The organism is Accumulibacter sp. (genome assembly GCF_029255285.1).
Lineage (GTDB): Bacteria > Pseudomonadota > Gammaproteobacteria > Burkholderiales > Rhodocyclaceae > Accumulibacter.
On sequence record NZ_JAPUVI010000112.1, the window covers coordinates 34,052 to 56,412 of the forward strand.

At 64.5% G+C, this 22,361-nt stretch carries 18 protein-coding genes and 1 pseudogene; 8 read left to right on the forward strand and 11 right to left on the reverse strand.

Features of this window, described 5'->3' with window-relative positions; translation table 11 throughout:
• Positions 1-2: 2 nt before the first annotated feature.
• The 4 genes from Q1M07_RS18200 to Q1M07_RS18215 all read right to left on the reverse strand — a co-directional run bounded on the left by Q1M07_RS18200 (position 3) and on the right by Q1M07_RS18215 (position 3,524).
• The gene (locus Q1M07_RS18200; protein WP_300456450.1) at positions 3-1,181 is read right to left on the reverse strand and encodes a DUF2863 family protein; all 1,179 of its coding nucleotides are present in this window, start codon (positions 1,179-1,181) and stop codon (positions 3-5) included.
• A gap of 197 nt (positions 1,182-1,378) precedes the next feature.
• Positions 1,379-1,855 carry a discoidin domain-containing protein gene (locus Q1M07_RS18205; protein WP_300456453.1) on the reverse strand — a complete coding sequence of 159 codons (477 nt, stop codon included), beginning with the start codon at positions 1,853-1,855 and terminating at the stop codon, positions 1,379-1,381.
• A 56-nt stretch (positions 1,856-1,911) separates the two neighbouring features.
• Positions 1,912-2,355 (reverse strand): DUF2934 domain-containing protein, encoded by a 444-nt coding sequence (locus Q1M07_RS18210; protein WP_300456455.1) that lies wholly within the window; start codon positions 2,353-2,355, stop codon positions 1,912-1,914.
• Positions 2,356-2,663: 308 nt separating this feature from the next.
• The gene (locus Q1M07_RS18215) at positions 2,664-3,524 is read right to left on the reverse strand and encodes a DMT family transporter (protein WP_300456457.1); all 861 of its coding nucleotides are present in this window, start codon (positions 3,522-3,524) and stop codon (positions 2,664-2,666) included.
• 289 nt (positions 3,525-3,813) lie between these two features.
• On the opposite strand from Q1M07_RS18215, the gene Q1M07_RS18220 reads away from it, so the two are divergent.
• From Q1M07_RS18220 to Q1M07_RS18235, 4 genes and pseudogenes are all read left to right on the forward strand, one after another.
• A complete protein-coding gene (locus Q1M07_RS18220) occupies positions 3,814-4,395 on the forward strand; it encodes a PEP-CTERM sorting domain-containing protein (protein WP_300456460.1) in 582 nt (193 codons plus the stop codon).
• Between the two features lie 195 nt (positions 4,396-4,590).
• Entirely contained in the window at positions 4,591-5,223 is a 633-nt protein-coding gene (locus tag Q1M07_RS18225; RefSeq protein WP_300456463.1) for an NAAT family transporter, read from the forward strand.
• A gap of 54 nt (positions 5,224-5,277) precedes the next feature.
• Positions 5,278-5,529 (forward strand): annotated as a pseudogene (locus Q1M07_RS18230) (transposase zinc-binding domain-containing protein); the annotation flags it as partial.
• Positions 5,530-5,594: 65 nt separating this feature from the next.
• Positions 5,595-6,730 (forward strand): IS3 family transposase gene (locus Q1M07_RS18235; protein ID WP_300456466.1). Its coding sequence is split into 2 segments (ribosomal slippage): positions 5,595-5,856 and positions 5,856-6,730, totalling 1,137 coding nucleotides; the frame shifts between segments, so codons are not numbered across the junction.
• Between the two features lie 327 nt (positions 6,731-7,057).
• Here the strand turns inward: Q1M07_RS18235 and Q1M07_RS18240 are convergent.
• Both Q1M07_RS18240 and Q1M07_RS18245 read right to left on the reverse strand, forming a co-directional pair.
• Positions 7,058-8,443, reverse strand: a complete 1,386-nt coding sequence (locus Q1M07_RS18240; RefSeq protein ID WP_300456469.1) for a serine/threonine-protein kinase — start codon at positions 8,441-8,443, stop codon at positions 7,058-7,060.
• An 18-nt stretch (positions 8,444-8,461) separates the two neighbouring features.
• Entirely contained in the window at positions 8,462-9,334 is an 873-nt protein-coding gene (locus Q1M07_RS18245; RefSeq protein ID WP_300456472.1) for a DUF3365 domain-containing protein, read from the reverse strand.
• A gap of 427 nt (positions 9,335-9,761) precedes the next feature.
• Here Q1M07_RS18245 and Q1M07_RS18250 point away from each other — a divergent pair, with 427 nt between their 5' ends.
• Entirely contained in the window at positions 9,762-10,769 is a 1,008-nt protein-coding gene (locus Q1M07_RS18250) for a PEP-CTERM sorting domain-containing protein (RefSeq protein WP_300456475.1), read from the forward strand.
• Between the two features lie 153 nt (positions 10,770-10,922).
• Here the strand turns inward: Q1M07_RS18250 and Q1M07_RS18255 are convergent, their stop codons facing one another.
• Together Q1M07_RS18255 and Q1M07_RS18260 are read right to left on the reverse strand one after the other, a co-directional pair.
• On the reverse strand, positions 10,923-11,771 hold the full coding sequence (locus Q1M07_RS18255) for a DUF4824 family protein (protein ID WP_300456478.1): 849 nt from the start codon (positions 11,769-11,771) through the stop codon (positions 10,923-10,925).
• Between the two features lie 47 nt (positions 11,772-11,818).
• Positions 11,819-12,913, reverse strand: coding sequence for a DUF2157 domain-containing protein (locus Q1M07_RS18260; protein ID WP_300456480.1), 1,095 nt, complete (start codon positions 12,911-12,913; stop codon positions 11,819-11,821).
• 355 nt (positions 12,914-13,268) lie between these two features.
• On the opposite strand from Q1M07_RS18260, the gene Q1M07_RS18265 reads away from it, so the two are divergent.
• Positions 13,269-15,773: an ATP-binding protein gene (locus tag Q1M07_RS18265; protein ID WP_300456483.1), complete on the forward strand. Its 2,505-nt coding sequence runs from the start codon at positions 13,269-13,271 to the stop codon at positions 15,771-15,773.
• A 112-nt stretch (positions 15,774-15,885) separates the two neighbouring features.
• Here Q1M07_RS18265 and leuA read toward each other — a convergent pair whose 3' ends face one another.
• A complete protein-coding gene (leuA, locus tag Q1M07_RS18270) occupies positions 15,886-17,583 on the reverse strand; it encodes a 2-isopropylmalate synthase (RefSeq protein ID WP_300456486.1) in 1,698 nt (565 codons plus the stop codon).
• 172 nt (positions 17,584-17,755) lie between these two features.
• Between leuA and Q1M07_RS18275 the strand changes: the two genes are divergently transcribed.
• Both Q1M07_RS18275 and Q1M07_RS18280 read left to right on the forward strand, forming a co-directional pair.
• On the forward strand, positions 17,756-18,232 hold the full coding sequence (locus tag Q1M07_RS18275) for an Lrp/AsnC family transcriptional regulator (protein ID WP_300456489.1): 477 nt from the start codon (positions 17,756-17,758) through the stop codon (positions 18,230-18,232).
• A gap of 72 nt (positions 18,233-18,304) precedes the next feature.
• Positions 18,305-19,510: a patatin-like phospholipase family protein gene (locus Q1M07_RS18280; protein WP_300456492.1), complete on the forward strand. Its 1,206-nt coding sequence runs from the start codon at positions 18,305-18,307 to the stop codon at positions 19,508-19,510.
• Between the two features lie 33 nt (positions 19,511-19,543).
• On the opposite strand, the gene miaA is transcribed toward Q1M07_RS18280, so the two are convergent.
• Positions 19,544-20,497, reverse strand: a complete 954-nt coding sequence (miaA, locus tag Q1M07_RS18285) for a tRNA (adenosine(37)-N6)-dimethylallyltransferase MiaA (RefSeq protein ID WP_300456496.1) — start codon at positions 20,495-20,497, stop codon at positions 19,544-19,546.
• On the reverse strand, positions 20,494-22,326 hold the full coding sequence (gene mutL / locus Q1M07_RS18290) for a DNA mismatch repair endonuclease MutL (RefSeq protein ID WP_300456499.1): 1,833 nt from the start codon (positions 22,324-22,326) through the stop codon (positions 20,494-20,496). The genes miaA and mutL overlap by 4 nt, the downstream gene beginning before the upstream one ends.
• Positions 22,327-22,361 lie beyond the last annotated feature (35 nt).

A 22,361-nucleotide genomic window follows, 5' to 3' on the forward strand; every position in this document is an offset into this window, starting at 1 on the left:
GTTCAGTGGAGCGTTTGCGATGGCGCGTCGTCCTGTTCCGGCATCTCGGCATGCACCGTGTCGCCTTCGCTGTTGGGATAGAGCGGCGCGCCGCAGTCGTCGCAGAACTCGTAAGGAAACTGCTGATCGAGGATCAGAACGTCCTTCAGGCCCGCCTTGCGCAGGACGCTCTCGATCTCGCCAGTGACGTCGGTGCTTTCATCTTCGATGCCCAATAGTGGCCAGACCACACCGTGGTAGATGGTGTCGCCGTCGAGCGGGCCGAAACCGATCCGGTATTCCTCGAGACGTTTGTCGTGGAAGCCTCCCACCACCGCACGCAGGCTCTCGCCGGCGGCCTGGCCGAGCGCGCCTTGCAGGAAGGCGACCGAAGCGTTCAGCGAGTAGGGGCGTGACGCGCTATCGGCCGCCCGGCAGGCGGCATGATAGGCGTCGGCCAGCAGCGGTTGATACGCGCAGCCGGTAAGCAAGGGCTCGAGGCAGGGACCACCTTGCTTGACCCATTCCTTGACCGCCGACTCGCGGGTGATCCTGTCGGCCTCGTTCCAGCGGAAGAGCGGCATGCCGTGCGGAACGATGAGCGCGCCTACCAGATAGCGCGTGTCGGAAAGGAAGCGGTTGGTCTCGGGCATCGCGGCGGCGTCGACATTGAGATCGCTTCCCGCCAGCGCCGCGGCGCCTAGCTGGCGCGTCATCTGCCAGGTGTCTACGAAGCTGTGCGGGAGTTGGTCGGGGCTGTACAGGTAGTCGGCGAGTGCCAGCCGGGCACCGGCCGCGAAGACGTGTGCCCCGAGATGGACCTTGAGCGTTTGCAGCGTACTCTTGGCGATGGTCGCCGCAGGAATCGAGAAGCGCGACCAGGCGAGCACCGGTGCCGCGAAGAGCAGCAGGTCGAGTTCTTTCCCATGTTCCCGCAGAACGCACGATTCGGCGTGCGATTCGATGATGTCGGCGAGGTCGTCGTGCGCCATCGGATGGGTGTCGAACAGGCGGTCGAGGGCGGCCGTCAAGTCATCCTCGGCACCATCCTGGAACAGCCGATCCAGTAGTTCGACGAGACGGGCCTGCCAGAAGGTGTCTTCGAGCTTGCTGCCGGATTCGGCAAGGCCGATGGAGAGGCGGCCGAGTTCGGTGGCGTCAGCCGAAATGCGCTTGCGGGACGAGAAGCGGTTGCGTTTCATGGTCGGGAGCCCGGGGACGGTCAATCCGCCATTGTACCAAGCTGACGAGGCCGAAGTTCGCGCGCCGCCATCTTCTTGCCGATACGCGGCGCGTCACGCCGTCGTCGATGCGGGATCGCCAGCGTGCAGAAAGTCGCTGGCCGCCATGCCAAGCGCGCTACGCGGCAGGCGCCGCGGCCGCAGCGGGCCAGCGACTTTCAGGCCAGGCGTAGTTGCGCCAGAGAAGCTACGCCCAGCCCGTGGGCGATATCCGGGTCGATGAGCAGTTCGAGGACGGTGACCTGCGGCAGATCGACCCGATGCTCTTCGGTTTCGCGAGCCGCCGCCTGCGGGTCAAAGTTCCATTGCTGCCGGACGATGTCCTGAAAAGTTCGTCCACCGTCGGCCGACCAGCGCAGCAGATACTCCTGCGTCCGCGCCGTGGTGGTCTCGACAAACACCAGACGTATCCGGTGCAGGTGCTGTGGCGGCGCAAAGTTCAGCCGGATCGTCTGTCGGCCCGGTCCTGCGGCACGCCAGCCACCGCCTCGGTCGGCCAGCAGCGCGGCTTCGATCGGATGCGCGGCGTCTTCGGAGCTGATCTCGGCTTCGGCGATGGCCTCGATGTCAAGCCAGGCGGCATCGGCAGGCGAGGGTTCGCCCACCAACTCGGCGCGGATCAAGCGCTTGCGCATGGGCTGCTCCTCACCACCGTCGCGCAGTGATTTCTCGCCCGTCGAATCGTCCGTCGCTAAGCCGCCACTTCGCCGAGCCGGGTGGCCACCTCCTGCTCGGCAAGCGCCCAGTAGTGCGTCGAACAGCCCTGGAAGCCGTTCTTTTCCGCAATGAAATAGGCCGTCGACTCGACCATCCGGTAGCGTTCTTCGGCGCTTGGCTTCACCGATACGTCGTTCGTGGCAGGCGCGGCGCTGACTGCCGCGGCGGCTTCGGCTGCCGCAGCGCTGGTCGCCGACGTAGCGGCTTCGGCTGCTGCAGCGCTGGTCGCCGACGTGGCGGCGGCAGGTGGCGTCTTGGCGACCGCCGCCTGGGCAGACTTGCTGGCCGGTGCCTTTCGGCTGGCCGTCGTTGCGGCAGGGGTTTTCTTCACCGCTGGCGCCTTGGCCGTTGCGGTCTCGTCAGTCGCCGCTTTCTTGGTGGCGGGCGATCTCTTGGTCGTGCTCTTTTCTTCGGTCATGATGATTCCTTATTCGGAGGATGTCGGTGTCGCTTGCTGAGTGATTGGTCAAAAAAAAACGGATCGGCGAACGCCTGTCTAGCTTTGCAGGATAGGAAAATCAGGCGCATCGGTCAAGGCGGGCGGCGAAATGCACGGTCTTGCGAGCGGCCTCCAGTCGTTCGTCGGAAAGATCGAAAGCGGCGGGCGGAGAGGTACACGCTCACACGCTCGCTTTCCCGTCGCGCAGGACGGTTCCAGTGGCGGCGACCGCCTGATCTGGCACGAGGGGCCAACCGGAAAGCCGCGGGGTGCCGCAGCAGCGTAGCTCAAGGCGCCGGTGGCGCCGGCGCCGGGCTGGCGCGCGAGAAGCGAGTGGCCGCCAGTCCTGACAGGACGATCAGCCCGATGGCCAGCCAGGTCGACCGATCGGGCGTTTCGTGCCACAGGATGATGCCGAACAGGCTGGCGAAGACGACCGTACTATAGGCCAGCGCGGCGGCCAGCAGCGTTTGCGAGCCGGTGTAGGCGCGCGTCATCGCCAGTTGCGCGGCGGTGGCGAAGGCCGCTACGCCGACCAGCAGCGAGCCGCTGCGCAGGTCCACCGGATGTCTGTCCGACAGCGACAGCCAGGCGCTGGCGCAGATCGATGAGACGAGCGAAAAATAGAACACGGTGCGCGTTTCCGGCTCGCCGCGCGACCCGAGTTCGCGCACGCTGAAGTAGGCCATGCCGGCGAGTACGCCGGAGAGCAGGCCGATCAGTCCGGCAGCCCATTGCTCGGCGTGCAGCGTCGGCTTGAGCAACAGGCCGACCCCGGCCAGTCCGAGGATCAGGGCGCCGACGATCCCCGTGCTCAGGCGCAGGCCGGATATCGCCAGGTAAATGGCCAGGAAGATCGCCGACGTGTAGTTGAGCGTCACCGCCGTCGCCAGTGGCAACAGGGTGATCGCCCAGAAGTACGTGCCGAGCGCCGCGAAACCGAGCGCTCCCCGGCTGACCTGCCATCGCCAGTGCGGTGTTCCAAGCGATATCCCGCGCAGTCTGACTAGGGCAAGCATCAGGATCAGCGACAGGAAGCTGCGGTAGAAAACGATCTCCACCGCCGAGTGCGTGGCCGCCGCCAGCTTCACGCATACGCCCATGCAGGCGAACAGCAGGCTGGCCAGGAGCATCCACAGGGATTGCATCGAAGTGCGTCGCCGGAAAGGGAAGGCAGATCTTACCCTCAAGCCCGTCAGGCCGGGGGATGAGATCCGAGATCGAAACGTGTCGGGAATTTTGACAGTCGGCTCGGCAAGCCGGCTGGGCGACTTGTCGCCCTCCATCGAACAACGCCCCAAAGCGCTGTATTAATGATTGATCGTGGGCTTCGTCGCTGTATGGCACGGAACATGCTTAAAGGTTCATGCCGCGAGCCGCCGCGATCCTTTCAGGCTCGCAAATCATTACCTAGCTACATCACCGGAGAAGAACCCCATGAAAAAACTTGTCCCGCTTCTTGTTGCCGCACTTGGCTCCCTTCCGCTGGTGGCAAACGCCTTTCCGATCGCCGCGCCGGGCAGCGAAGGCCTCAAGGTCATCGTCAGCAGCACTGATCCAATCGTTGCGACTTATCAGGGTAACTCCGCTTCGTACAGCAACGATCTTTACCTGATGCTCGATGGTCTAGGCAATCCGGGCGACGACGGAAATTTCAGCAACGACCGGTTCATTTTCAACAATCATGCCTCGTCGGTGGGCAGCACCGTCAACCTCGGTTCGTTCACCGTAGGCACCGAGCTGATTTTCCGACTGCACGTCAACAACACAGGCTACGACTTCTTCACGGGGCCGGCGGCACGTAACGCTGACGGTAGTTCCCATGCGCGCGTCCAGGGAGAGTGGCTGCCTGGCGAAGCGCTGGTCAGTTTCGAAGATCTCAACGGTGGTCCGTTCGACTACAACGATCTGAGCTTTTCGTTCACCAATACGCGTTCCTCGGTCCCTGAGCCTGGAGCGCTGGCTCTGCTGGCCTTGGGTCTGGTGGGTCTGGGGATGGGGCGCCGCGGTACGCGGTAAGCTTTGATTCCGGCGCAGGTGTCGAGGAGTCGCCCTGGCGGGAGTGACGCGAGTCCTCGATCGTATCTGGTTGGCCGGTTTTCTCATGCGGTAGAGAGATAGCGGGGCGCTTTTGCGTTTCCTGGCCCGCTTGCGGGGTAGACTGCGCCCTTCGCCATCTTTGGTCCGGCTGCCAGCCGGGCCCGCCTGCCGGCCATGGACTTCCCCCTCAAACCGCTGATCACACTGTTGGCGATCGTCAACCCGATCGGAGTGATCCCCTTTTTCATCCATTTCACACGCAATCTGAGTGGCGCGCAGCGGGCCAAAACGGCGCGCGTGGCCGCGTTTACCGCTTTCGTCGTGATCGCCACGAGCGCCCTGGCGGGCCTCAAGGTACTCGAGTTTTTCGGCATTTCACTGGCCTCGTTCCAGGTCGGCGGCGGCATGCTGCTGTTGATCAGTTCGATGCACATGCTTAACGCGCAACCGGCCGAGTCGCGTTCGCAGGACGTGGACGAGGGCGCCAGCCGCGCCGACTCCGGAGCCAGCATCGCCGTCGTGCCCTTGACGATTCCTTTGCTCACCGGCCCGGCGTCTATCTCGACCGTGGTGATTTATGCCGACAAGGCCAAGCACGTCTGGGAACTCGGTGTACTCGTGGTCTATGGCTTGGTGATCGGTCTCGCGACCTGGCTGGCTTTGTCGGCCGCCGGTCGGATCGGCAAGTTCATGGGCCAGACGGGGATCAACGTGATGACCCGGCTGATGGGTCTGATCCTCGCCGCGATCGCGGTCGAGGTCATGGCTGACGGCTTGATCAAACTCTTTCCGGTGCTTGGCCGTTGAGCGGCAGCACCTCGCTGCTGGAACGGCTTGCTCCTCTGAGTTGAGTCGGCGCCGGTGACGCTGGCCGACGTCTTCGGTCGGCACGGGCCGGCGTATCTCGCCAGCCACGTCCTGTCGTCGGCTAGGGCGAAGGTCTGGCGGGAGATCGTCGCCTGTCGCACGGCCGTGCTCGGCGGCCACGTCGAGACCTGCGACGGCTGCGGCGTGACGCGACACGTCCTTCACTCGTGCCGCAACCGCCACGGCCCGCAGTGCCAGACCCGAGCCAAGGAGAACTGGCTGGCGAAACGGCGCCAGGATCTGTTGCGGCGGTCACGTTTTTTCGGACAGTCGGATAAGCTAAGGCCGACCGGTTGAAAGGGACGTGAAAAATGGGAGCAAAGCGCAAGCAGCACAGCGCGGAATTCAAAGCGCGGGTCGCGATGGCGGCCTTGTCGGGAGACAAGACGTTGGCGGAACTCGCCTCGGAATACGGCGTGCACCCGACGATGATCAGCACCTGGAAACAGGAGTTGGTCAAGAACGCCAAGGACCTGTTCGAGCGGGGCACCAAGAAAGCCGCCGATCCACAGGCCGTGATCGACAACCGGCATCGCAAGATTGGCCAGTTGCAGGTTGAACGGGATTTCTTGGCCGGACAGCCCGCCATTGCCCGACTGTTGAAAGGCGGGCAAGGATCAAGACGGGAAGCGCGCTGTCCGTCACCCGACAAGCCGAGTTGCTGAGCGTCTCGCGCAGCAGCGTCTACTATCGGCCGCCGCCGGACTCGCAGGAAGAACTCGACCTGCTCAAGCGGCTCGACGAGAGCTTCACCGAGAACCCGATGTACGGGAGCCGGCGTTTGCCGCAGATGCTCAAGCGCGAAGGCACACTGGTCGGTCGTCGCCGGATCAGGCGTCTGATGAAGAAGCTCGGCCGGTGGGCGATTGGCCCGAAGCCAAACACCAGCAAACCCCACCCCGAGCACAAGATTTACCCGTATCTGCTGCGCGGCGTGGTCATCGACTACCCGAACCCGGTCTGGGCCACCGACATCACCTACATCCGCATGCGGCACGGCTTCCTGTACCTGTGCGCCATCATGGATTGGGCGACGCGCAGAGTGCTGAGCTGGCGCCTGTCGAATACGCTGACCAGCGATTTCTACACGGCAGCACTCAAGGAGGCGCTGGCGCGTTACGGAACGCCGGAAATCTTCAACACCGACCAGGGTAGCCAATTCACCCGCGCCGAATTCACCGGTGTGCTGATCGAGCACAAGATCAAGATCAGCATGGACGGTCGGGGGCGTTGCCACGACAACATCTTCGTCGAACGCCTGTGGTCGACGGTAAAGCACGAGTGGGTCTATCAGCGCCCGTGTGACAACGGAATCGAGCAGCGAAAGAGTCTCGCCGAGTGCTTCGACTGGTACAACCGTCGGCGTCCGCCTCAGTCGCTCGGCTGGAAGACTCCGGACGAAACCTACTTCGACGCCTTGGCGCAAGCGCAATCCCCGGCGGCGTAACATGCGAAAAAGACGATGCCCTGTGGATTTGTGGACAGCCGGCTGCGCCGGTTCCCGCCTGATCGCGCCAGCGCGATCCCCTATGGACAAGCCCTGGACAACGCTACGCGTTGCCCACCGCTTGCCCACAGGTCGGCGGCTGCCCACAAGCCCCACAGCGCTCGATCTGATCGGGATAGAATCCGGGAAAGTCAAAACCATCTCTCCGGTTCTGGCCTTAGCTTATTCCACCCCGGTGGCTGTCCAAGCGACCGGGAGCACCGCAGACTGCAGTTGACCCGACGTCGCCCGCGGCGCGCCGGGTCCGCTGCCGGCTACACTTTACAACTAATGGAGGCTCTTCAGAAAAGCGCGGCGTTCCGGCTCGGAGTCGATATGCTCGGCGAGCCTTCGGTAGAGTTCGTTGACGTCGCCCGTATCGCTTGCCGCGCGCTTGATCAGCACTTTGGCGAGCGGGCCGACGTAGTCGGCGAGGCGCTTTTCGGCCTCGGCGAGGGTTGCCGGAGTGAAAGCTCGAGCGGGTTTCGCGGCGCCCATTGGCGAGGGCGATGGCGACGCGGTCGCCGGAATCGCGCTGGTGCTTGTCGCTTTGTTCAGCCGTTCGACGTGCTGCAGGAAATCCGAACGCTCGGCGCCTTCGGGAATGCTCTCGGCGAGTGTCGAGCAGAACTCGTCTAGGCTTTTCGCCTGTGTCGCCACTTTGCGCACCAGATGCTTGGCAAGCGGGCCGATCGACCGGATGAGGGACGACTCGATCTCGGCCAGCGTTTCCGCCGGCAGTGGCAGGGGTAGGCTGATGGCCTTGTCGTCGGTGGCGTGTGCCGCGTCGCAACCTGGCAAAGGCGGCGAACCGGCCGCGTCACGGCCGGCCGGCCTGACAGTCGGCTTGCTCTTGACGAACGCGGCCAGCAGAGCGTTGGTGAAGTCGCGCGCGCTTTGGAAACGGTCGTCCGGTTTCTTTGCCAGGGCGCGCGCCAGCAATTCGTCGAAGATTGATGGTACGTCGGCAACCAAGGTCGAAGGTGGGGCGGGGTCGACGTGCAGGACGTGGTGCATGACCGTCGCTGGAGTCTCGGCGACGAAAGGTCCGCGGCCGGTGAGCAACTCGTAAAGAATTACCCCGGCCGACCACAGGTCGGCCCGGCCATCCGCGGCCAGGCCGAGCAGTTGTTCGGGCGCGATATGTGTCGGCGTTCCCATGACCGTACCTACTTGCGTCAGCGACGAAGTCTCCAGCCGGGCGACGCCGAAGTCCATTACCTTGATCTTCATCCCGCGCAACACCATCACGTTGGCCGGCTTGATGTCGCGGTGCACGACGCCATGTCGATGCGAGTAGTCGAGCGCGGCGAGCAATTGTTTCATCACCTCGAAAACGTCGATCAGTTCGAAGCGGCCGCGGTCGCGCATCAGCCTGCGCAACTGCCGCCCCTCGACATACTCCATGACGATGAACGCCATCCGTTCGTCTTCGCCATATTCATAGACCCCGACGATGGCCGGGTGCTGCAGTCTCCCGCCGGCCTGAGCCTCGCGTTTGAAGCGGGCGATTGCCGCCGCCGATTCGACGCTCTCCAGATATTCGGCAAGAATCGTCTTGATCGCCACCGGTCTTTCGATGACCGGATCGAAGCCCTCGTACACGGTACCCATCGCGCCCTTGCCAATCTCGCGACGGATTTCGTATTTGCCGATGTGGTGAGGCAGGGTCATGGCGTCGGGTCTCCGCGCTCAACCTTCGATCAGCTTGATCGCTTTTTCCAGGCTGCGGCGCATGCGGTTGAAGGAATTACCCAGGATACCGATCTCGTCGCCGCCGTGCGCCGGGAACTCGGGCAAGTCGAAGTCGCCGGTGGATATCCGGTCCGCCGCGGCCGACATGTTCGAAATGGGCCGGATGATCAACAGCGACAGCATGACGTTGAGGACCGCGAAGGTGGCCAGGAAAATCCCGCCCAGCGAGAGCATGAAGGTGTTGAAGGTGCGCTGCGCGTTGGCCAGCGGCACCGACATTGGCACCGAGACCACCTGTGCGCCTATCGTTTCCATGTGTTGCCAGCCGAAGCCGTTGTTCTCGCCATAAATCCGAATCATCGACGGTGGCGCGGCCGAGGGGACGCTGTGGCAGGCTAGGCACGCCGGGTCGCTGATCGTGATCGGTCGTGCCAGATAGAGCATGCGTCCGGTCGGTGTCTCGCGTTCGCCGGCCAGTTCCCGGGCTCCGGCATCGGCCCGGAACTTCTGCACGATGTCGCTCTCCCATTCGACCGCACGGTCGCGCGGGTTGGTCGGGTTGAGCGCCGCTTCCTTGTAGGCGAAGTCCGGGTACTTCACACGCAGGTTGTTGAATACCTCGGTCGCTGCGTAGGCCGGGACCGTTTGCGGCAGGAAGGTGTCAGCCAACTGCGCGTCGAGCAGCGGCTTCACCTGTTTGACGGTGTAGCCGCGTACCGACAGTGCGGATTCCATCATCAACCCGGCATTGCGCAAGGTCTCCTGTTTGGCGTTTTCGTCGAGCAGCCGGTGCGACACGTAGGCGGAGACGCTCATTCCAGCGCCAAAGACGACCAGCAACACCAGATTGAATTTCAGTCGCAGACCCATCAGCACTACTCCTGGCAATAGGATGCGGATCGAAGATCCCGCGGCAGCGCGCAGAGTATATGTGGCGCGGTCAACGGCGGTCAATCTCGATCCGGCGCGCGGCCATACCCGATGGCGCCGGTTTGATGGCGATGTCGCCGCCAGCGACGCGAAGCGAGCGGTGTCGGCCGCTATTGACGGAAAATCTTACAGGCGCCGGTCGCCGCGACTTCGGTAAGCTGCCAAGCTACTGTTTAATAATCGATATATGGTTAAGGCGCGAATCTTGCTTATAGCATTCTGGTGGCGGTGTGCTCTTCGCTAGCGGTACGCGGCCTGTGCGGCAGCGCCACCTCGTGCGTGCCGCGTCGAGCCTGGGCAAGTCTGTAGCAGATTGGCTTCTATTTTCGGCGTGCGCAGTTTGACCACACCAACCGGAGAACGACAAGTGATATCAAGAACCTTCCTTCGTGCCTCTTGCCTTGCCCTCGGGCTGTCGTCGATCGGCCTGACATCGGCCGTACAGGCGCAGACTGTCAGTGCTCCCTTCGCCGCCGACTATACGCTCGTCGATCTGGCCGCCGTGCCGTCACTGCCGCTTCCTTACGGCGGGCTTAGCTTCAAGGCGGGAGATCCCAACACCATTCTGATCGGCGGGACGGCCAACGCAGCCAGTGGTCTGCTCTACCAGATCGGTGTGGTGCGTGGCGTCGATAATCACATTACCGGCTTCAGCGGCAGCGCGACGGCTTTCGGCACGGTCGGTGCCTTCAACGATGGTGGGGTGGTGTATGGTCCGGGTGGCGTACTGTTCACATCCCAGTGGCCGGAAAACAAGCTGGTGCAAACCAAGCCCGGTAGTAGCGCAGCGGACAAGGTGATCGACCTGCTTCCGTTCGGCGTCGCGCCATCGCATGCCGCGTTGAACTTCGTTCCGGCCGGCTTTGCCGGTGCTTCACAGATGAAGCTGGTGTCGTGGTCTGGCGGCCAGTTCTATACTGCGGCCTATGCACCCGACGGAACGGGGACCTTCGACATCAGCAGCGTCACCCAGGTCGACCTCGATTCGACCACACTGGCCATGGACACTTTGCCTGGCGGGCCCGAGGGCTTCGTCTATATTACCGCGGGTAACCCGGGCTTCGTCGCCAACGCCATGCTGGTTTCGGAGTTCAGTGCCGGCAACGTGGTGGCTTACGATCTGGATGGCGACGGCAACCCACTGGTCACGACTCGACGTGAGTTGATCACCGGACTCGAGGGTGCGGAAGGTGCGGCTATCGATCCGCTGACCGGCGACTTCCTGTTCTCCACTTTTGGCACCACTGCGGACCGCATCGTCGCCTTGCGCGGCTTTACCAAATTGCCGCCCCCGCTTCCGGAGCCGGCGAGCGTGCTGCTGTTCGGCATCGCGCTTGCTGGATTGGCGCTCCAACGACGCAAGGAGAATGGCTGACAAGGTACTTCCGGCGCTGGCCGGCTCTGTCACTGGCTCAACCTGATAGAGCCGATAGCGCTCCCGGTTGCCGGTCGCTGGCGGCGAAATCCGCCTCCGGATTGTCGATCGTACTTCCCGGCGCGCCGCGACGCCTGGTGCCGGACACGACGCTCATGGCGCGGGTGGCGCTGGCGTATTGGGGGCGTCCGCCGGCAGCATCGTCAGATGTTCGATCCACGGTTCGAGGCGCTGGCCGATAGCAATCTGCACCAGGTAGCGTGGCGTCCGTTCGGCCGCCGCGGGTCGGCCGGGATCGCGCAACGGTTCGAGCGGCGGACGCAGCGCGAAGGGAACGTTGATGCGGTCGATGGCGATCTCGCCGAGAAAGCCCGCGAGACGGTACTGCCGGTCTTCGCCGCCGCGCACGCTCGGCCTAACCGTGCCACGCAGGATCAGAAAGCGACCACGGTCCGGGTAGCGCGCGCGCAAGGCGCTGGCGTCGAGGCCGGCGTCGATGGCGAACAGGCGGCTGGCATGCCCTTCTTCGAGTGCCAGTCCTTCGCGTCCGGCCTGGGCCTGCCTGGCGAACTCCTGGCTGTCCGGGTTGGCCGCCGCGGCGGCTGTGCGACGCGCGGCATTCGTTCGCGCACGTTCGACGGCCTGTCGCCATGCCGGCCCTTCGAATTCGAGAACTACCAGCACCTGGCGCGGCAACTGGCGCGTGAAGCGCTCGCGCGCCGCCTCGGTGGCGGCACCGCCCGAGGTGTCGAAGCCGAGGGCCGCCAGTCGTTCCGCGTCCAGCCATGCCGGACGTGTGCCGTAGGGCGCATAACGGTAGTCGAGACGCTCGCTGTCGGCGTCGAGGAGGCGCCAGTTGAGCGTCAGCGCCAGGCCGCTGTTCTCGATCTGCCGGACGCCATAGGGTAGCGCCAGTTCACGTTCGCTGAGGGTGGCGCGGCTTTCGGGTTCGGCCACCCGGTTATGGGCGATACCGGACAGGATAATGGCATTGGTCAGCACGATCAGCGCTCCTCCGGCGGTGAGCGTGTGCCAGTATGTCCAGGCTTTCAGGGTGTGTCTCCGCGCTCGGTGCGACCGATGACACCGCGCAGCCGTTTGAGGATCAACAGGATCAGCAATGCGCTGAGGCCGAGGACAAGGAAGAACAGATACTTGGGCATCACTGCCCACCACCAGTCGTAGAGCTTGGCGTACAGGAACAGGACGAAGAAGGCGATGCCCGTGTTGGCCGTTTCGGGCCAGTCGCGGCGTGTGCCGATCCAGATCGCCAGCGCGCTGGCGGCAAAACCGAGCAGTTGGTAAGCGCCTTCGACCAGCTTTGGCGGCAGATCGAGGTAGCTGAAGTAGCCCCACTGACCGAGAAAGAGCATCGGGATGAGCGCCGTGAGCAGTCCGAAGACACGGTAGATCGCGGCAAAACCGGAATGGCGGTGATTGACCGTGAGGCGAGAAATGGCCAGCAACAGCAACGCTGCGACGAAGAAGTTCTCCGGACGTTCGCCGACGTTCGGCCAGTAGATGCCGTACCAGCTGCCGACGCGCGCCGAGACGAAAGCGACGAGGCAGAGGATGCCGACGCCGAGAAGCAGGCGCAGGTCGCAGGCGTAGGCGAGGAGGAGGGCCATCGCCGCCCACGGCAGGAGTGCCCGGTCGGACGGCATGACGTTGTAGATCTGGCCGAGCATGCTGACGTTCAGCACGAAGCAGGCCAAGGCGACCAAGGCCGCGAGCTTGGTGAAATAGCCTGTGGTGTCGCGCTTCTGCAAGTAGGCGGTCAGACCAAGTCCGGCCACGGCGCTGACGATCAGGATGGCAACCTGGGCGGTTTCCGGGAAGAGCCCCCAGAACTGGTAGAACAGGAAGAAGACGCTCGCCGCCAGCGCCAGGGCACCGAGCAAGGAAGCCGCGCGCATGCCCAGAGAGAGCTGCCTGGCGCGCTGGCTGCGGTCGATGTCGTGATCCGCCGCATAACGGGCGAGAAGTACCCGGTGATGCGCGGCGATCGCTTGTCGTGTCGTTGTGTCGAGCGAGAGGACGCCTTCCGCTTCCAGGCGCGCGAGTTCTCTGCGAAAGGTTTCGATGTCGTCGGCCCGTTGCTGCGCCTGGTGGCGAGCCGCTATGTCAGGTGCTTGCTCGGTCATCATTGTCGTCCATTATGGCGATTTTGCCGCTCCGCCGCCATGCTTGTCGCGGGCCATGCCGCGCTGTTCGCCGGCGCTGCTTCGGAGTGCGGCGGTGATCGGGTGGACGCGCCTGGACGCGGCGCGGCGGCGAGTTGACCGCCCTCGATTGGCCGCCCTATACTCAGCCGATGCCCATGAGCTTGCGACCGTTTGCCCCCCTGGTGGCCATGCCCGGCAGGTTCCGGCTGGCGCTCCGCCGGGCATGGCACGGTGTTGAAGAAGGCAGACCGGCGGCTCAATTCCTGTGCACGAAGAGCGCCGCCTGCTTCCGCGACGGCGGGTCGAGCCGGGTGCCGCGGGTAGGCGCTGCGGAGTGATCTTCCGTCAGTTCCTCGACTGGTTCGTTCCGTCGTCCGCGCGGGCCGACGAGCGACTCGCTGATCGCGCGCGAACGGTGGCGGGATCGCTGCTCACGATCTCGAGCGCCTTGGCCCTGGTGCTCGTGCCCTTTCTCCTGGTGCGGAGCCGGCCCAGTCCGATCGAACTCGCGACTTTCGCTGTGGCGTTGCTGACTCCCGTGCTGGCCGCGCTTGCCATTCGCTGCGCGGTCAACACCACCAGCGCGCTCTTGCTGACCAACCTTGCTGGAATCGCTTGCGTCGCGATTTGGGCAGCCGTCACCGGCGGCGTTCTGTCGGTGGCGGTGCCTTGGTTGATCGCCTTGCTCGCCACGCTCGGAACGTTCGGCAAGGCGCGTATGCTGCTCGTCGTTTTTGCCGTCGACGCCGCGGTCATCGTCGGCCTCTATCTGGCTTCGGTGAACGGCTTGCTGCCACCCAGCATCGTGCCGGTCGAGGAGAGTCCGACCTTGGCGCTGATCGCTCAGCTCTCGTCGCTCGGGGTGGTCGCCATAGCGGCGAGGATCGTCGTGCGGGCTCGAGCCACCGCCAGGGAAAGCCTTCGGCAGAACGAGAGGCGATTGCAGCGTATCGTCGATGGCTTGCCGGCGTCGATCGCCTATGCCGACCACAGCGGCAGCGTGCCGCGCTATTCGTTCGCCAACCGGCGTTTCGCCGAGCGCTACGGCAGGACAGTCGAGCAAATCGCCGGCGCGCCGGTAGTCGAGGTGCTTGGCGAAGAACGCTACCATCAGGTCGAGCCCTATGTGCAACAGGTGCTGCGCGGGGAAGCCAGCGAATACGACTGGGCCTTGTCTCTGCCTGACGGGACGACGCGCTACGACCGCATGTATCTGGTTCCCGATTGGGCCGAGGACGGGTCGGTGCGGGGTGCCTACATCTTCGGAATCGACGACAGCGAACGCAAGCGGGTGCTGATGGCGCTGCAGGAGAGCCAGGTCAGACTGGCCGAAGCGCAGGCCATGGCGCATGTCGGCAACTGGGAATACGATCTGCCGAGCGACCGCCTGGAGTGGAGCGACGAGGTATACCGCATCTACGGGCATCGGCCGGGAAGCTTCACGCCGTCTTTCCGTACCGACTATGTCTCTGCCACGCGGGCCGAAGACCGGCCAAAGCTCTTCGACGCCCTCGCCCAGGTGCTCGCAACCCGTGCGACGTATACGTTGGAACTCCGCATCGTACGGCCGGACGGTGTCGAACGGACGGTCGAGGTACGCGCTCAAGTCCTGCATGCCGATTCCGCCGGCCGCATCGTCAAGCTGAGCGGTGTCGTGCAGGATGTCAGCGAGCGCAAGCAGATCGAGCATGAACTGATCGCTGCCAGGGATGCCGCCGAAGCGGCAAGCCGCGCCAAGTCAGCGTTTTTGGCGAACATGAGTCACGAAATCCGGACCCCGATGAACGGTGTGATCGGGGTGGCGGAACTGCTGTTGCGCGAGCCTCTGGGCGATCGCGCCAGGCACTACGCGGAAACCATTCAGCGTTCGGGGCGGACCCTGCTTGGCGTGCTGGACGATGTGCTGGATCTCTCGAAGATCGAGGCCGGGCGCTTGGAGCTGGAATCGGCCGGTTTCGACCTGCCGGAAATGGTGCGCGAGATGGACGATCTGTTCGCTCAAGCGGCGCGTGCCAAAGGCGTGCGGATCGCCGTGACGGTGGCGCCCGAGGTGCCGCGCTGGGTCAGAGGGGATCTGATACGGTTGCGGCAGGTCTTGCTGAATCTGGTATCGAATGCCGTCAAATTTTCCTCGCACGGGACGATCGGCGTCGATGCGAGTTGCGAAGAGGACGGCAGCTTGCGTTTTTCGGTGAGCGACATGGGCATTGGTATCGCGCCGGAAAAGCAAGCACAAATCTTCGACGCGTTTGCGCAGGCCGATCAGGGAACAACGCGGCGTTTCGGTGGCACTGGGCTCGGCTTGTCGATCGCCCGTCACCTGGTCCGTCTGATGGGTGGCGACATTGGCTTGCAGAGCGCGCCGGGGGAGGGCTCGTGTTTCTGGTTCCGGGTCAGACTGCCTGTGGCGCCAGTCCCAGAGGAGTCGCGTGGCGGCGTACCGACGACATCTTTTGTCAACCGTCGGGTGCTGGTGGTCGAGGACGAGCCGGTCAACGCCGAGGTGACGCGCGCCATGTTGATTCATTACGGAATCGACGTCGTGCTGGCTGGCAACGGCGAGAAGGCGGTCGCCGAGCATGCGCGGCAACGCTTCGACCTGATTCTGATGGACTGCCAGATGCCGGGGATGGATGGCTTCGAAGCGACACAGCGAATTCGCGAAGTGGAGAAGGCGAACGGGTCGGCGCGCACGCCCGTGGTCGCGCTCACAGCGCATGCGATGGCGGGCTATCGCGCGCAGTGCCTGCAGGCCGGAATGGACGATTACCTGAGTAAGCCTTTCCCGGCTGCTGCCCTGCAGGAGGTTCTGGGTCGCTGGATCGCCGTCGCTCCCTGACCCCGCGCGACCCGACGCGGCGGCGGACGCGCCCCTGGCGGTCGCACCGGCAGGATCGAGCCGCGCGGGGTCGGCCGCCGGCGCCGGGCGCGGCCGGCCGCCGGCCCGCCGCCTACGCGGCGGCTTGCCGTTCGCCTTGGCGCAGGCTGGCAGGCAGCCGATTGACGCTGCTCAGCAAAGCCTTGATCGACGCCGTGACGATGTTGGCATCCACGCCGGCGCCATAGACCTCGCCGCCGCCGCTGCCCGAAGTGATCTCGATGAAGGCGCAGGCTTTGGCGTTGCCCCCTTCGCCACTGGCGCTCATCGAGCGTTCCTCGTAGCTGCGCACCTGAACGCTGATGCCGGCGCTGCGCAGCGCGTTGACCGCCGCGTCGATCGGGCCGTTGCCTTCGCCGGTGAGAACGCGCGCACTGCCGTCGATGTCGACGGTGAGCCGGATACCTTGTGCGTGACCGTTTTCGAACAAGCGGTGTTCGCGATAGCAAATGGGTGCGCAGGTGTCGAGATAAGTCGTTGCAAAAAGCTGCCAGATTTGCGCTGCGCTGATCTCGCCGCCGTGCCTTTCGGTGTACTGCTGAACGACGCCCGAGAACTCGACCTGCAGCCGACGCGGCATCACCACGCCGTACTCGTTTTCCAGGAGATAGGCGATGCCGCCTTTACCGGACTGGCTGTTGATGCGAATCACCGACTCGTAGCTGCGGCCGAGATCGGCCGGATCGATCGGCAGATACGGAACGTTCCAGAGCGGGCCGGCTGGATTGACCGCGAAGCCTTTCTTGATCGCGTCCTGATGCGAGCCCGAGAAGGCGGTGAATACGAGATCGCCGACATAGGGATGGCGAGGGTGGATCGGCAACTGGTTACAGTGTTCGACCGTGCGCGCGACGGCGTTGATGTCGGAAAAATCGAGACCCGGCGCGACACCCTGGGTGTAAAGGTTGAGCGCCAGCGTGACGAGATCGACGTTGCCGGTACGTTCGCCATTGCCGAACAGGCAACCCTCGACGCGGTCGGCGCCGGCCATCAGTGCGAGCTCGGCGGCCGCCACCGCGGTTCCGCGGTCGTTGTGCGGGTGCAGGCTGAGGATGATACTGTCGCGCCGATCGAGGTGGCGGTGCATCCACTCGATCTGGTCGGCGTAGACGTTGGGCGTTGCCAGCTCGACCGTGGTCGGCAGATTGAGGATCACCTTGCGCTCGGGACTCGCCCCCCAGGCCGCGGTAACCGCGTTGCACACTTCGAGAGCAAAGTCGAGTTCGGTGGCCGTAAAGGTCTCGGGACTGTATTCGAGTACCCAGTCGGTTGCCGGTTGCTCGGCGGCGAGCTGGCGGATCAGCTCGACGGCGGAGACGGCCAGGTTGACGACTTCCGCTCGGGTCATGCCGAAGACGAAGTCGCGGAATGGTCGCGAAGTCGCGTTATAGACGTGTACGATCGCCTTCCGGGCACCGCGGAGCGAGTCCATCGTCCGGCGGATCAGGTGCTCGCGTGCCGGTGTGAGGACTTCGATGCAGACGTCAGCCGGAATGTGATCGCCTTCGACGAGGCGGCGGACGAAGTCGAACTCGGTTTGCGAGGCGGACGGAAAGGCGACTTCGATCTCCTTGAAGCCGATCTCGCAGAGGAGGCGGAACAAGCGCATCTTGCGTTCGACGTTCATCGGTTCGAAAAGCGACTGGTTGCCGTCGCGCAGATCGGTGCTCATCCAGATCGGCGGCTTGGTAATGCTGCGGTGCGGCCATTGGCGATCGGCGAGATCGACGCTCGGGAAGGGTCGGTACTTGGTGGCGGGGTTCTGCAGCATGATGACGACTCCTCGGGAAGGGGGTGAAAAAACGACAGGCGTCATCTTAAGCACATGTGGCCCGCAGGTGCTTGCTATTTGTGGGGATAAAACAAGAGTTTGAGCAATATTCTGGCGTATTATAACCTTTTAGAAACAGAATATTTCATTTTGATCCGCCGAAAGGAATGTCGTGCCACTCGACCGCCACGATTGGAAGATATTGCAGGTTCTGCAGCAGGATGGCCGGATCAGCAATCAGGATCTGGCCGACCGCATCGGTTTGTCGCCCTCGCCGTGTCTGCGCCGTTTGCGTGCGCTCGAAGAATCGGGGTTGATCACCGGCTATCGTGCGCTTCTCGACGCCCGCAAGCTCGGCTTGTCGCTCATGGCCTTGATCCATATTTCGATGGATCAACACACGCCGGAACGCTTCAGCACCTTCGACGCGCGGATTGCCGAGATCCCGGAATTGCTCGAATGCCTGCTGATCACCGGTCAGGATGCCGACTACCAGCTCAAGGTGGTGGTTCGCGACATGGATGCCTATCAGGAACTTCTGCTCGACCGCATCACGCGTATTCCGGGAGTGACGGGCGTACATTCCAGCTTTGTGCTGCGCCAGGTGGTGGACAAGACGGCGCTGCCGTTGCCGATCCCTGCGCTTTGAGGCGAGCGGTACGCGCGCACAGGTGTTCGCCGGCGCGTGCCGTATACTTGGAGTCTCCTGTGGAGGAGGACGATGAGTCTCGCGACAGTCATTCATGCCGGCATGCGCCAGTACGATCGGCCGACCATCGCACTGGTCCTGATGGGCGGCGGCGCGCGTACGGCCTATCAGGTCGGCGTGCTGCGCGCGCTGGCGACGATGCTGCAAGCTCACGCCAGCGGTGCGCGGGCTTTTCCATTCCGGATTCTGGTCGGCACGTCGGCCGGCGCGATCAACGCCGCTTTTCTGGCCGGGCGGGCGCGCGAGGGTTTGCAGGCTTTCGAGGAACTGGCGATGTTCTGGGGGCGGCTGCGGTCGACCGATGTCTATCGCCTCAGCTCGCCGCGCTGGTTGCGCTTCAGCCGTCTCACGCTGGCCCTCAGCCTGTCGCGCCATGTTCAGGCCAGGGGCGCCCTGCTCGACAACACACCGCTGGCGGAAATGCTGGGTCAGGGAATCGCTTTCGACGACATCGAGCAGGCGCTGCAGTCGAAAGCCATCGACGCGCTGGCGGTCACCGGATCGAGCTACACGAGCGGGGTGCACTGGACTTTTTGCCAGACCGCCAGTCGCGAAGCTTTTCAGCCGTGGACGCGTCCGGGGCGTCGTGCCGAGTTTCAGCGACTGAGCACGGCGCATCTGCTGGCATCGAGCGCCATTCCCTTCCTCTTTCCGGCCACTGCTCTCGAAGTCGAGGGTCAGCGCGAACACTTCGGCGACGGTTCGATGCGGCAGATCACGCCGCTATCGCCGGCGATGCACCTCGGCGCCCAGCGAATTCTGGTCATCGGCGTCGGGCAACCGGAGCGTCCGGGTCTGGCGTCGCCGACGCCAGGTGCGGCTGGACATCGCCCGAGTCTGGGCAGCATGACCGGCCACGTCATGGCGAGCGTCTTCCACGATACGCTGCAGGCGGATGTCGAGCAGGCACGGCGAGTCGCCGAAACGATCAACGGATTGCCGCAGGAGGCGCTGTCGGCGATGCGCTTCAAAGCGGTCGACGTATTGGCGATGGCGCCGACGCAGTCGCTGGACGCGCTGGCACAACAGTACACAGGCGAATTGCCGGCGACGATTCGCGACGCCTTGGGCGCGCTCGGGATGCTCAGCCGAGGTGGCGGTGCGCTGGCGAGTTATCTCCTGTTCGAGCCGGGTTTCGTGCAGTCGCTGATGGCGATGGGTGAAGGGGATGCCCTGGCGCGCGCCGACCAGTTGCTGGATCTGGTCGTCGGCAACTGAGCGACCCCGCTGGCGCCGCGTACTCTGGCGGCGTCAGCCGAGCACGCGGCCGACGCTGTCGAGGATTTCGGAGAGCAGCGTCGGCGACAGGCAGTCGAAGGTCTGCGGTCGCAACGTGTTGCCGATCCAGGTGATTTGTCGTTTGGCCAACTGGCGGGTGGCGCAGATGCCGCGTTCGCGCAACTCGCGGCGGGGCACGATTCCCTGCTGCACCTCCCACACCTGGCGGTAGCCGACGCAGCGCATCGACGGCAGCTCGGCGTGCAAGACGTATTTCCGGCGCAGCTTCTCGACTTCGGCCTCCAGCCCGGCGGCGAGCATGGCGTCGAAGCGTTCGGCGATGCGCTGGTGCAAGACGCCGCGTTGCGAGGGCAACAGGCCGATCGACAGGAAGAGATGGTCCGGCGGCACGGGCTGGCCGGCGGCAAGCAGGGTGGACAGCGGTTGGCCGGTAAGGCGGAAAACCTCCAGTGCACGTTGGATGCGCTGTGCATCACCGCGTTGCAGACGGTCGGCGGTCACCGGGTCGACGGCTGCCAGCTCGGCGTGCAAGGCAGGCCAGCCGACGACGGCGGCCTGCCGATCGATGGCGGCGCGCGTTGGCGGATCGGCCGGCGGCAGGTCGACCAGCCCATCGACGAGCGCCTTGAAATAGAGCATGGACCCGCCGACCAGCAGAGGTACTTTGCCCTGTGCGGTGATCGCCGCCATGGCGGCCAAGGCATCGGAGCGGAACTTGGCTGCCGAGTAGGCTTCCGGCGGGTCGATCAGGTTGATCAGGCGGTGCGGGAACTCGGCCAGCGTGGCGGCGTCGGGCTTCGCGGTTCCGATGTCCATGTCGCGAAAAACCTGTGCCGAATCAACGCTCACGATCTCGACCGGGAAACGCCGCGCCAGTTCGATGGCGATCGCGGTCTTGCCGCTCGCCGTCGGTCCCATGAGCAGGATGGCTGGCGGCGGCGAGTGGCGCGCCGTGCCGTTCCTCATCGGCCGCGCTGAAAGTGCCGGTCGAGGTCGGCCAGCGAGAGCTGCATCCACGTCGGGCGTCCGTGATTGCAGTGGTCGGCGCGCTCGGTCTCTTCCATCTGGCGCAGCAGCGCGTTCATTTCGCTGACCGCCAGCAGGCGTCGGGCGCGCACGGCGCCGTGGCAGGCGAGGCTGGCCAGAAGTTCGTTGCGGCGGGTGGTCACGAGTTGCGTCAGACCGTGCTCGCGCAGTTCGCCGAGCAGCGAGCGCGCCAGCGCGGTCGGGTCGCCGGCCAGCAGCAGGGCGGGAACGCTGCGTACCGCCAGTTGCCGCGGGCCCAGCGCCGCAAGCTCGAAACCGAGCCGCTGCAGCGCTTCGGCGTGCTCCTCGGCGGTTGCCACGTCGAGTACGTCGGCGTTGAACACGGCCGGAATCAGCAGCGGTTGCGTGGCGACGCGCTCACCGTCGAGTGCCTGCTTGAGCTTCTCGTACAGGATGCGCTCGTGCGCCGCGTGCATGTCCACGACGATCAGACCGCGTGCGTTCTGTGCCAGGATATAGATGCCGTGCAATTGCGCCAGTGCGTAACCGAGTGGCGGCATCTGGGCTTCTTCGGCAAGCCTTTCCGGCTCTTCGCCGGAGCTCGGTGAAGTTGGCTGCGCGGCATCGACGAAAGCCAGGTAGCTGCCGGCGCTACCGGGTTCGGCGACGCGCAACGACGCCTGGAAAGCTGTCCGCCGACCAAACATGGGCGCCGCGCTGGGCGCGGCGAGTGGTTCCGGCGTCGGCGATGGCGGGTTTTCGGATGCCAACCCGGCGCTCACGGACGCGCTGTTGCGGCTCGCCGACGGATTGGCCAGCAAGCCCTGCACGGCGTGAAAGACGAACTGGTGTACTGCGCGTGCGTCGCGGAAGCGGACTTCGGTCTTCTGCGGATGGACATTGACGTCGACGGTGGCCGGGTCGATTTCCAGGAACAGGCAGTAGGCCGGGTAGCGGCTGCCATGCAACAGGTTTTGGTAGGCCTCGCGCAGGGCATGCGAGAGCAGCTTGTCGCGCACGAAACGTCCATTGACGTAGCAATATTGGGCGTCGCCGCGTGTCCGCGAATAGGCCGGCAGGGCACAGCAACCGGCGACGCGCAGCGGGCCTGCGCGGACGTCGAGCTGGCGCGACTGGGCGAGGAAGTCGTCGCCGAGGATCGCTCCGGCACGCGTCTGGCCATCGCTGGCTTGCAAATGCAGGGCGAGCCGGCCATTGTGCGAGAGACTGAAAGCGACGTCGGGGTGAGCCAGTGCGATGCGCCTCACCGCTTCTGTGCAGTGGGCGTATTCGGTGCCGTCCGACTTCAGGAATTTGCGGCGGGCCGGCGTGTTGTAGTAAAGATCGCGCATTTCGATCACCGTTCCGGCGAGCAGGGCGGCCGGTTCCGGAGTTGCTCCGGGTTCGCCGGTAAGCCGCCAGGCGTGTCGTCCGGCGGTGTTTTCGCCACTTGCCTGGCGGCTGGTCAGCGTCAGCCTTGCCACGGCGGCGATCGATGCCAGAGCTTCGCCACGAAAGCCCAGCGTCCCGACACGTTCGAGGTCGTCCAGCGAAGCAATTTTCGATGTCGCGTGGCGGGTGAAGGCGAGCGCCAGCTCGTCGCGCGCCATGCCGCAGCCGTCGTCGATCACGCGCAGCAGCTTGACACCGCCGTCCTCGAGCTGGATCTGGATCGTCGACGCGCCAGCATCGAGAGCGTTTTCGAGGAGTTCCTTGACCACCGAGGCTGGGCGATCGACGACTTCGCCGGCCGCGATCTGGCTGATCAGCAGATCGGGCAGCAGACGGATACGGGGGAGTTCGAGCATCGGCGGATTATACCGGTCCGCCTTCCGGTAGAATC

Excerpts from the sequence above, each read along its gene's own strand:
- Q1M07_RS18200 (WP_300456450.1), bottom strand. The coding sequence starts at position 1,181 with ATGAAACGCAACCGCTTCTCGTCCCGCAAGCGCATTTCGGCTGACGCC.
- Q1M07_RS18205 (WP_300456453.1), bottom strand. The coding sequence starts at position 1,855 with ATGCGCAAGCGCTTGATCCGCGCCGAGTTGGTGGGCGAACCCTCGCCT.
- Q1M07_RS18210 (WP_300456455.1), bottom strand. The coding sequence starts at position 2,355 with ATGACCGAAGAAAAGAGCACGACCAAGAGATCGCCCGCCACCAAGAAA.
- Q1M07_RS18215 (WP_300456457.1), bottom strand. The coding sequence starts at position 3,524 with ATGCAATCCCTGTGGATGCTCCTGGCCAGCCTGCTGTTCGCCTGCATG.
- Q1M07_RS18220 (WP_300456460.1), top strand. The coding sequence starts at position 3,814 with ATGAAAAAACTTGTCCCGCTTCTTGTTGCCGCACTTGGCTCCCTTCCG.
- Q1M07_RS18225 (WP_300456463.1), top strand. The coding sequence starts at position 4,591 with ATGGACTTCCCCCTCAAACCGCTGATCACACTGTTGGCGATCGTCAAC.
- Q1M07_RS18240 (WP_300456469.1), bottom strand. The coding sequence starts at position 8,443 with ATGACCCTGCCTCACCACATCGGCAAATACGAAATCCGTCGCGAGATT.
- Q1M07_RS18245 (WP_300456472.1), bottom strand. The coding sequence starts at position 9,334 with ATGGGTCTGCGACTGAAATTCAATCTGGTGTTGCTGGTCGTCTTTGGC.
- Q1M07_RS18260 (WP_300456480.1), bottom strand. The coding sequence starts at position 12,913 with ATGACCGAGCAAGCACCTGACATAGCGGCTCGCCACCAGGCGCAGCAA.
- leuA (WP_300456486.1), bottom strand. The coding sequence starts at position 17,583 with ATGCTGCAGAACCCCGCCACCAAGTACCGACCCTTCCCGAGCGTCGAT.
- Q1M07_RS18280 (WP_300456492.1), top strand. The coding sequence starts at position 18,305 with ATGAGTCTCGCGACAGTCATTCATGCCGGCATGCGCCAGTACGATCGG.
- miaA (WP_300456496.1), bottom strand. The coding sequence starts at position 20,497 with ATGAGGAACGGCACGGCGCGCCACTCGCCGCCGCCAGCCATCCTGCTC.
- mutL (WP_300456499.1), bottom strand. The coding sequence starts at position 22,326 with ATGCTCGAACTCCCCCGTATCCGTCTGCTGCCCGATCTGCTGATCAGC.